Source organism: Chromobacterium sp. FG22 (assembly GCF_057809415.1).
The window spans coordinates 1-10,316 of sequence record NZ_JBMDJX010000057.1 but is presented as its reverse complement, the minus strand read 5'-3'; the positions used below and the strand labels follow the sequence as shown (position 1 = coordinate 10,316).

1 protein-coding gene is annotated in these 10,316 nt (G+C 63.8%); it reads right to left on the bottom strand.

The window, feature by feature from the left end:
- A partial coding sequence (locus tag ACODSD_RS24610) for an RHS repeat domain-containing protein (RefSeq protein ID WP_488878589.1) occupies window positions 1-9,910 on the bottom strand: 9,910 nt, incomplete at its 3' end.
- Window positions 9,911-10,316: the final 406 nt, after the last annotated feature.

Below are 10,316 nucleotides of genomic sequence, written 5' to 3'. Positions count from 1 at the left end.
CCTTGGTATTGACGCTGACGGCGCCGCCGCCCAGCGTCAGCTGGCCGCCGGCGCGGTTGAGCATCAGGCCGTTGGCGTCGAACAACTGGTATTCGAAGTCGTAGACCGTCGGCGCGCTCAGGCCCTTGGCCAGCGCGCTGCTGTCCCAGTCCCATTCGCCGTTGGCGGCGCGGCTCAGCGGCGCTTCGGCCCAGGCGCCGCCGGCCGTGCGGTAGCGGATCAGGCCGCGGGTGGCCGCCGCCGGCTGATTGCCGCCGATGTGAACGATCTGCGGCTGGTCGCGCCAGGCGACGGGCTGGGTAACGGAAGCCGCTTCGCCGGGACGGAAGGACCCGACCACCGCGCCCAGCGATTGGCCGTTGGCGTCGAGGCGCTCGAGCTCATACTCCCAGGTCTGCCCGGCAGCCAGGCCGTAGTGAGCGGGGTTGAACTGAAACCACCCTTGGATGCCGCTCTCCAGCGTGGTGTAAGCGCTGCTCCATGCGCCACCCGGTTGACGGAAACGCACGCGTCCGGTGGCGGGCGTGTTGCCCAGATTGGTCAGATTGACCCAACCGGTGTTGTACATGAAGGCGCTGTCGACGGCGGCCTTGCTCTGAGAGATGGTGGGCGCGCTGTCGTTGAGGTTCATCGTGCCCTGGCGGGTGTTGAGCACCTTGCCGGCGGCGTCCATGGCGACGTAGCGGAATTCGTAGGCTTGGCGCGCCATGCCGGACCAGTCGAGGGCGAACTGGCCGGGTACTACATTGCCGTTGACCTTGAGCTGGGGCACATAGACATACTGCCAGCCGGCATTGCTGCCCGCAGGGCGGGTATAGAGCAACATCTGGGTAGCGGAGGTGGGTTGGGATTGAATTTCAATACTTCGCGCACTACCTAAAACATTAGAAACGGAAGATACCCCTCCGGATGCTGGAGTAAATTTACTAGCACTACCATTAAATTCCACGGGAGTTGAAACAACAAAAGAACCATAATTAGTTTTTTTATGAACAGAAACAGAGACTTTAATATTTGCCATATCTATATGGGTTGACATTAAAACCCCTTTTCGCTCACTCAAATATTTAACTCCGAATGGAACCATCAAAGATCCCTTCCCTCCCCCATCTGGAAAATGAAATTCTTTATAGATATTTCTATTGCTAAACGAAAAACCTGAAAAATTAACTTCAGTTTGCACCGAAAGGTAATAGCCTCCACTAGGTAGGCCTGAAATCACCCCAGAAACATCAAATGCAACTCGAACTCCTTTCGAAGTAAAAAGTTTTGAATCCGAGTAGATAACGTTATATAGTTGAGCATTCAACGTCGCTTGAGACCTCAAATTAACTGATGTCCCTCCCCCTACCAGCGGATTCTTCCCCACTACTCCTTCCTGCCTCTTCGCCGCCCCCGCACTCACCACCCCGCCGCTGCCCTCCTGCGGCACCGCGCTGTTCCAGCGCTCCGCCTGCACCAAGGCCTGGTCCCGCGCGTTCACCATCTTCGGCTGGTAGGTCGCCACCCTCTGGTTGCGGCCGTCGTATTCGCTCACCGTCAGCCGCAAGCCGCTGTCCGGACGGTTGATCGCCGCCAGGATCTGGTCCCGGCTCAATTGCCGCAGATCCACGCTGTCCGATTCGATCTGCAGCGTGGCGTTGCCGTTGGCGTCGTACAGGTAGGCCCGGGTGACGCCGCCGCTGTTGTTCCGGAACACCCGGCCGGCGCCGTCGTATTCGGCGAACTCCTGCCACGTGCCCTTGCCGTTGGCGCTGGTACGTTTGCCGTCAATTTCGCCGTAGGCGTTGTAGCGGGTTTCAAAACGCATGCCGGTCGCCTGGTCGCGTCTTTCAGTCTGGCGGCCGGCCGCGTCGTAGCGGTAGCCGGTCACGTCGTTGGCTTCGCTGCCGTCGGCCTGGCGTCGCGCCCGCTGGCTGCGAGTCAGCTGGCCGGCGGCGTCGTAGTCGTAACGGATGGCGTTGCCCATCGCGTCGGTCTGGCTAAGCAAGCGGCCGCCGGCGCCGTATTGGTAGCGCACGATCTGGTCGTCGGCTTCGCTGGCCTCGTCCAGGCCGCGACGGATCTGGCGGCTGAGCTGGTCCAGGCCGTTGTATTCGCTGTCGCTGGTCGGCCGCACGGCTCGACCCAAGTAATCGGTAAATACCGCGTCCTGGCGTCGGGTCTCGCGGCCTTGCCTATCGTATTTCCAGTTGGTGTTCTGTCCGGCGGCGTCGGTCTTTTGGGTCACCTTGCCCAGCGTGTTGTACTGATAACGGGTCGTGGCGGTTACCGTAAGTTGGGTTTTGCCGTTGGCGCTAGCCACTTTGAGCTTGAGGGTGCGTTCCGCGCTAATCCGGCCCATCCGGTCGTAGTCGGTTTCGCGCACGCGGTCGTCGGCGTGGGACTTGAGTTGCTGACGCAGCGTGTCCAGCGGGGTGGCGCTGTCGTAAGCGCCGCTCAGGGCGCTGGCGTAGCGGGTTTCGCGGATCGCCCGGCCGGCGGCGTCGTAGTCCCAGGCGGTGACGTAGCCGGCGGCGTCGACACTCAGCCGTTTGCGGCCGGCGCGGTCGTAGTAGTGACGCTGGCTGCCGCCGCGGGCGTCAATGCTTTCCATCAGGTTGCCGTTGGCGTCGTAGCGCTGGCGGCTGATCAGGTCTTGGGTCGCCACTGTGTACTGGCCGCTGGCGGCGTCGCGTTGGCCGACGCTTTGTCCCGGCTGGCGGGTTTCGATCAGGCGGTTGTTGCCGTCGTAGTCGTAGCGGGTTTCGCGGACGTCGGCGGAGGCCGGCGCCGGCACGCCGCCGTCGGCCGGCAGCCCCACCGGCCGAGCGTAGACGCGCTGCGCCTGCACATTGCCGACTGCGTCGTAAGTCCATTGGCTCAACACGCCGTCGCCGTTGCGCTCCGCCACCTTGCGCCCCAGCGCGTCGTAGCGGCTGCGGGTGATCTTGCCGTTGGCGTCGGTGAATTCGATCTGCCGGCCGGCGGCGTCGTAGCGCCAGCTTTGGCTGGGGCTGACCGTGGCTTCGCCGCCGTCCAGGGTGTAGACCGGCAGCGCGTCGCTGGTCTGGCGGATCAGCCGGTTGTTCGCGTCGTATTGGTAGCGGGTGGTGCGCTGCTCCGGCTTGCCTTCGGCTTCCACTTGCAGCCTGCGGTTGCCGAAGCCGTCGTATTCGAAGCGTTTGACGATGCCCAGCGGACTGGTCTCTTTGAGCACCCGGCCCTGCGCGTCGTGGACGTAGCGATAGCCGCCGTTCAGTTGGTTGGTGTAGGCGGTCTTGTTGCCCAGGCCGTCGTACGCCATCTTCTCGACACCGCCCTCGGCGTCGGTGATCGCCACCTGACGGCCCAGCTTGTCGCGGAGAATAGTGGTGACGGCGTCTCGAGCGGGCTCGGCCGGGATCATCGGCCGGCTTGCGGTCTTGAGCGTGGACACATTGACCCGATTGGCATGGCGGCTGATGCGCAGCACGTCGCCAAACGCATCGTACTCGGTCGTGGTGGCGCCGCCTTCGGGATCGATGTGCAGGGTCTGGCGGCCGAGCGCGTCGTAATAGTTGTAACCGCTGTAGCCGCGCGGGTCGGTGATCTTGATGGCCTTGCCGAAGGCGTCGTATTCGGTGACGGTGACGCCGCCCAGCGCGTCGGTTTCGCGGATCAGCCGGCCGAGCAGGTCGTAGTCGCGGCGGGTGGTGCGGCCGCCCGCGTCGGTTTCGGCAACGCGATTGCCTTGGGCGTCCAGTTGATAGCGGGTGGTAGCGGCCAGCTTGCCGCCGTCGCCGCGGGTTTCCTGGATCAGGCGGCCGGCGGCGTCGTAAACGCTCCGGCTAACTTGATCTTGGGCGCTGGTTTTGATTTGAGCCAGCACGCTCCAGTCGTTCAGCGCCTGACGTACGTCCAGCGCGGCCGGACGTTTGAGCGCCAAGCGCCAGCCCATCAGATATCTGGCCAACTCGCCCCGGCTTCTGCCCTTTGACCCCAGGTTTTCCTGCCAGGTGGCTTTTTCAGCCTCGGACGGGCTACGTGTGACAATCCGGCGAAACGCCCAATCTATGAAGCCGGCCTCATCCAATTTGCCGTATCGTTTTTCGAACTCTGGGCTGCTGAGCAGAGCTTGCGCCCGCTCGCTTTGACTCGCCGCTCTGGCATTGAGCTCATCCAGGTTTGCCGGAGCCCGTCCCAGGACATAAGCGTACAGGCGCTTATTGTAGTCCGCCCATTCTGCGTTGGCCGCCGCGCTGGTCTTGGCATCCGCTTCCGGCCATAGCCGCTGGGCGTAACGCCGCGTTTCCGTCACTTGGCCCGCCGCGTCGTAGCGGTAGGCGGTCACATAGCCGCTGGCGTCCACGCTATGGCTCAGCCGCCCTGCCGCATCGTATTGCTGGCGGCTGACCTGGTCGCCATTGTGGTAGCCGGTGCCCTCCGCCAGCACGCGCCAGTCGTTCAAGGCCTGGGCAATGGCGGCGGACGGCGCCACCTGCTGTACATCGGCCTGCTGCAGCAGGCTCCAAAAAACGCCGCCACGGCTTTCGCCCTTGTCCAGCCGCGCTTTGGCCGCCTCCAGTTCTTGCGCGGTGCCGGCTCGGCTGTACACCGTCTGGTAGATCCAGGCGGCGAGTTGGGCGTTGTCTAGTTTGCCCACTCGCTTTTCGAATCCGGCGCTCGCCATCAGTTCGCTGGCCCGCGCCGCTGGGTCCGCCGCGGCTTTGTCGTGTAGGGCGCTGGGCGAGTCCGCCGCCCGACCGTACAAATAGGCGTACAAGGCCTGATTGACCTGCATCCAGGCCAGGTTGGCTATGCTCCGGTTGGCGTGCCGACGCGTCTCCACGATATTGCCCAGCCCATCGTAGCTGCGGCGGGTGGCGTAGCCTTCCGCATCCACGCTGAATACGGCGCGGCCGGCGGTGTCGTAAGCGAAGAATTCCTTGCGGTCCGCGGCGGAGCGCAGAATGTAGCCGCGGCCATCCGCGGGTGCCTGCTCAATGAGGTCGATCCGCGCCGGCATCTGATTGGTGCTGGTCTTCTTTTGCACCGGGTTGGCATATTGGGTCCGCTGCTGCAGCTGGCCGGCCGCGTCGTACTGGTATTCGGTGGCGTAGCCGCGCGCGTCCCGGCTCAGCTGAAGCCGCCCAAGCGCGTCGTACAGCTGAAACTCTCCCCGGTCCGCGCCGCCCGTCAAGAGATAGGCGCCGGCCGGCGCGCCGCTATCCGGGAGGCTGCCCAAGCGGGCGACGAGCTGGCCGTCGATGAACGTCCCTTGCACCGCATTGGCGAAGCGCGAGACCCAGGCCAGATTGCCGCCTTTGTCGTAACTGTATTGGGTCAGATAGCCTTGAGGGTCTATCCGCTGCAGCAGCCGGCCGGCTTTGTCGTAAACCCGCCGTTCGGTTTGGTCCGCCGCGCTGGCCTTCAGTTGCGGGCCAAGATCGGCCAGGTTCTCTACTGAGGCGAGAACGCCTGGTTTGAGCGCCTGGGCGTAACGGGTGGTGCGCAGTATGCGTCCCTCGGCGTCGTAACGGGTTTCGCTGACATAGCCCAACGGATCGACGCTATACGTCTGCCGCTGATTGGCATCGTACGCATAGCGCGTCACCTTGCCGCCGGCATCGGTCTTGGACGTCACATTGCCGTTGCCGTCGTATTGGTAGCGGGTGCTGAGTTTGAGGCCATCGGGGTCCACGGTCTCTCTTACTCGTCGGCCGGCATTGTCGTATTGGTATTCGGTGGTCTTGGCCTGAGGGCTGCCGGCGGCTTCGGTCACGCGGATCCGCCGTCCCTGGCCGTCATAATGGTAGGCGGTGAGGAGTTTGAGGCCGGTGGCGTCGCGCACGGTTTCAATCACGCGGCCATTGCCATCGTAACGGGTCTCGCTCACGCTGCCGTTGGCGTCGATCTGTCTCAGCACCCGTCCGCGGCTATCGTATTCCGTGCGGGTGCTTAGGTTCAGGCCGGTCGGGTCAATCGTACGCTGCAAAACACGGCCCACCGCGTCGTAAACGTAGACGGTGCGGACGCCGTTGGCGTCAAGGCTTTCAAACTGGCGCCCGGCGCTGTTGTAACGCCATTGTTCGCCGTAACCCAGCGGGTTGTTTTGACGAATCAGACGGCCGTCGCGGTCGTATTGGTAGGTGGTGGCGTGACCGCGCCCATCGGTCACGATGACGATCTCGCCGTGGCCGTTGCGCTCTGTGACGGTGGCAATGCCGTTGGCGTCGGTGACGGTCAAGCGGCCGGTCTTGTCGTCATAGACGGTGGTGGTGACGGCGCCCAGCGCATCAGTCTGGGTCAGCGCGCGGCCGAAGGCGTCGTAGACGCTGCGCCGCCGGCCGCCCAGAGCGTCCTGGCTGACGATTTGCCGGCCCAATTTATCGTATTCGCTGCGCTGAACCTGCCCTTGCGGATCGGTCTGTTCCAATGCGCGGCCAAAGGCGTCGTAGCGGGTGTGCCGCAGCAGCTTCAAGCCGTCGGCATCGTCTTGCTGCTGGATATTGAGGCCGCGGCGGTCGTACAGCAATTGCTGGCGGCCGCCGTCCAGGCGGGTGTGGTCCTGGCGTTCGCCAAAGGCGTTGTAGCTCCAGCGATCCGTCACGCGTCCCAAGGCATCGGTCTGGCTGGCCAACTCGCCGCGCCGGTCGTAGCCATAGCTTTGGCGGCTGAAGCCGGCTTGGGCGAGTGAGGCCAGCAGCGGGGTGAGTTGGGATTGCGGCCCGCCGTTCAGGCCGGCCAGCTGCGCCGCGCTAAGCCGGCGCTCATAACTCAGTTGTCCTACGATTTGGCCGAAGGCGTCGTAGCGGGTGTCGCTGACTTCGCCCAGCGCATTGACGATGTGGGTCTGGAGGCCGGCTGCGTTATAGAAGTAAAGGGTGCGTTCGCTCTGGCCGTCTGCCCCGTTGGGGCGAAGGGTGGCGATGCGTTGGCCGGCGGCGTTGTAGTAGTGGCGGCTGCCCCAACGTTCCCACACGGCGTCCACCCTGGCTTGGCTGGGCGCTCCGCCCAGCGCCGCCAGCGCTTGGGCGCCTTCGCCGGCCAGTTCTGCGGTCAACCGGCCCTGTTTGTCGTAACGTTGCAGTTGGCTGCGACCATCCTTCCCCGCCTGGCGGGTGGTCCGGATCAGCCGGTCTTGGCTGTCGTAGGCGTAGCTGGTGATCAGACCATCGGGTTGCCGGACCTGGCGAGTGAGCCGGCCGGCGGCATCGTACTCATAGAGCAAGCCTTGGTCGTTGCCATGGACGGCGGGACGGCGCGCGGCCAGGGTGGCCCCGGTTTTAGCGCGGTTGGCGTAACGGATTTGTTGTTGGACGCGGCCGGCGGCGTCGTAGCGGGTTTCGCTCAGATAGCCTTCGGCGTCGACTTCAGCCACTTGCTGACCACGGCCATCGTAATAATAGGAAGTGGTCTGGTCTTGGGCGTGGGTCTGCGGCCGCAGCGCGCTCAAACCGCCGGCCGCGCGTTCTGCGCCGGCGGTCGCGTTGGCGTAACGAATGGAAGCAAGCCGTTGACCGACGCTGTCGTAACGATGCTCAATCAGATAGCCTTCGCCATCCAGTTCCGCCTGCAGCCGCCCCTCCTCATCGTAGAACCGGCGCTCGGTCCTATCTTGCCCGCTGGCGGCAACGCGGGCATTGGCCTCATCAAGGCTCAGCTCGCCGTCACGGGCTTGCAAGGCTTGTTGTTTCTTGGCGCCCAGCCACGCGGCGTAGCGAGTTGTGCCGATGATCCGGCCGCTGCCGTCGTAATGGGTGTCGGCGACCGCCCCGCTGGCGTCGATGCTGCGCGCCAGACGCCCGGCGGCATCGTAGAGCAGGTGTTCAATGCGGTCGTCCGCGTGACCTGTGGGGCGCAAGGCGTCCAGCGTCCATTGCGACGGATCGGCGTTCAAGCGGCTCAAGTCGATGCGATTGGCGTAGCCGGTTCGGCGGATGAGTTGGCCTGCGGGGTTGTAGCGGTATTCAATGAGCGCGCCGGTGGGATCGATGTCCGCCTGCTTGCGCCCTTGCGCGTCGTAAAGCTGGTATTGCCGTTGACCGGTGGGATCGGTGCTGCGCAGCAGCCGGCCCATGGCGTCGTAGAGATAGTGGGTGCTGCCCAGCGGGCCCCCGGCGTCTTGTTCGGTTTGGGCGATCAGCCGGCCGGCGCTGTCGTACTGCCTTAGCGTGCTCAGGCCGTTGGCCAGGGTGACCTGGGTTTGCCTTTGCGCGTCGAGGTAAACGGTAACGGTGCTGTTGCCCAGCGCATCGGTCTGCCGCGTCAGGCGGTTAAGGCCGTCGTAACGGTATTGCACGCTGGCGCCGCGGCCATCCCATTGTTGCAGCACATTGCCGTTCTGATCGTATAGATAACGGACTCTTTGCTCGCTGCCGTCGCGCAGCCCCTGGCCCTTGGTGTCTAGCTGGGCATAACGCACGGTTTCACTGACCAGGCCTCGCAAATCGTAAACGCTGTCGCTGCGTTGGATCTGCGCCGGCGGCTGGCCGGCCGCCCAGGCCGTCAGTTTGGCGGTGTCGGCCTTCTGCTGACCTGCGCTGTTCAGATAGCTCAGCTGGCTGACAGGCCGGCCCAGCGCGTCATAGCGCCATTCGGTGACGCCGCCGGCGGGGTCGATCCGGAAACGCAGCCGGCCCTTTTCGTCGTAAGCGTAACGCGTCGTCTGCGCGCCGTCCGGGACTTGCGGACCCGCGCCGTCCGGGTCCAGCCCGGTATGGCGGGTTTCGCTGAGCAGCCGGTTGGCGGCATCGTATTCCCGGAGCACGGTCTGGCCCAAGGCGTCTCGCTCCAAAACGCGGTTGCCTTGTCCATCGTATTGGTAGTGGGTGGCTTGTCCGCGCGCGTCGGTCAGGCGCAGCAAGCGCCCTTGGGCATCATAGCTTGCGCGCAATTGAAGCTGCCCGCCTCTGCCGGCTTCCAGCAAACGGCCTTGCGCGTCATAACGCCAAGTGCTCTGCAAGCCGGCTGCATCCGTGATGGTGGTCTGTTGCTTGCCCACGTCGTAGTCGAAGCGGGTGCGGCGCACCACGCCCTCGCGGTCGATATCGCTCACCTCCGCCACCCGCCACTCGTCCTTGACCTGGCTGTAGCCAAACTCCAGGCGGCTGCCGTCGCTCTGACTCAGGCTGGCCAGTCGGCTGGAATTCCCGTCATAGGCATAACGGGTGATGTAAACCTTGCCGTCATTAATACGGCCGTCTTCCGGGCTCAGGTCGACGCTGACGCTGCTAAGCCGCTGTTGCGCATCGTAGCCATAGCGCACCCGGGTACGGGTCTGGCTGGCGCCGTTCTCGGTCCACAAGGTCCGCAACTGCGTGATATTGCCTCGGGCATCGTAATCTATGGCCAGTTGCTCGCCGCCCGAGCTGTCCAGCCGCACCACCCATCCGGCGGCGTTGTAAACCACTTGCAGGGTTTTGCCGTCGCGGTCGCGCTGCAGCAGCAGCCGTCCGCCCGCCGCCGCGTCGTAGGTTTCAGTGGTCTGGCTCGCGCCATCGGTCCAGGTCCATTGCTGACGCGCGGCATCGTAGCGCAGCAGATCGTCGGCTCCCGGCCCGTCCTGCCCCACATACGCCTGGCGGGCGACATCGTAACGGTAGGTCACGGCGGAACCGTCTTCGCCAATACGGCGCACGGTGCTGCCCGCTTGGTTGAATCCGCCTTGGCGGCCGGTCACCTGACGCGCGGCGCCCAATCTCCAGACGCCGGGGTCCTCTCCGACCTGACCTTGGCTGTTGTAAGTGCGCAGCAAGCTCAGATCGAGACCGGCGCTCTTCAGGAATTCGTCGCGTTGTTGCAGCAGCAGATTGCCGTTGCTGGCGTTGACATAGACCTTCTCGCCGCTGCGGCCAAAGGCGGCCTCCCCCAATTGCCCCTGCCCGCCCAAAGCCGCCAACGAACCATTCTGCAGCCCCAACCCCGCCCCCAGCACCATTGCAACCATGTTCGATCTCCCGAAATTGGCCTACTCAAGGAGTCTTATCTGAGGATTTCGGAAAAAGTTTAGATATAAATTAATAAGTTTACAAAATTCCGCCTTTCCAGCTGCATGCCACCGTTAACTGCTGGCCCTCACAGCCAAGTTCAGACCCCATGCGCGGAGCGGCATCAACCGGCTTTCAGACTTTGTATCAAGACAACGGCCAACTATGTCTGACCGGTACCCCTGTTGGCGCAGCACGACAGCGGCAGCCGGACCGAGCACGGCCCTGTAAAAAAACTTTCAAAAACGATTGACACTCAAAAAGCGAATCTATAGTATTCCGCTTCTCGCAAGACACAACGTCTAGCGAGACAGCGCACCCGTAGCTCAGTTGGATAGAGTATCTGGCTACGAACCAGAGGGTCGG